Genomic DNA, 386 nt, shown 5'->3' with positions numbered 1-386 from the left:
GCCAACAAAAGTTGGAAGTTACCCAATTACCGTGACAACAACGGATGCATCAGGCAATGAAACGACATCGAACTTCACGATTAAAATCGTGGATACAACAAAACCAACGGTTACTTCTATCGCAAACCAAACAAAAGAAGTGAATACACCGATTGATTCAATCAAGATAGAAGCGAAAGATAATAGCGGTCAGGATGTAACAAATAAAGTAAGCGGACTACCAGAAGGTGTACGTTTCGATAGTGCCACAAACACAATCAGTGGAACACCAACGAAAGTAGGAAGTTATCCAATCACAGTGATAACAACAGATGCGGAAGGTAACGAAACCACAACAAACTTTATAATTAAAGTTGTAGACACAACAGCGCCACCAGCACCAGCGA

The 386-nt window shown here is 40.9% G+C and carries 1 protein-coding gene; it reads left to right on the top strand.

The window, feature by feature from the left end; genetic code table 11:
• Positions 1 to 386, top strand: a 386-nt coding sequence (locus HMPREF2580_RS11715) for a putative Ig domain-containing protein (RefSeq protein ID WP_141756909.1), incomplete at both ends; no start/stop codon positions are given.

The organism is Staphylococcus sp. HMSC036D05 (genome assembly GCF_001836225.1).
GTDB classification, from domain to species: Bacteria; Bacillota; Bacilli; order Staphylococcales; family Staphylococcaceae; genus Staphylococcus; species Staphylococcus caprae.
Note: the sequence above shows the minus strand (reverse complement) of the source record. Positions and strands in the feature narration are given on the sequence as shown.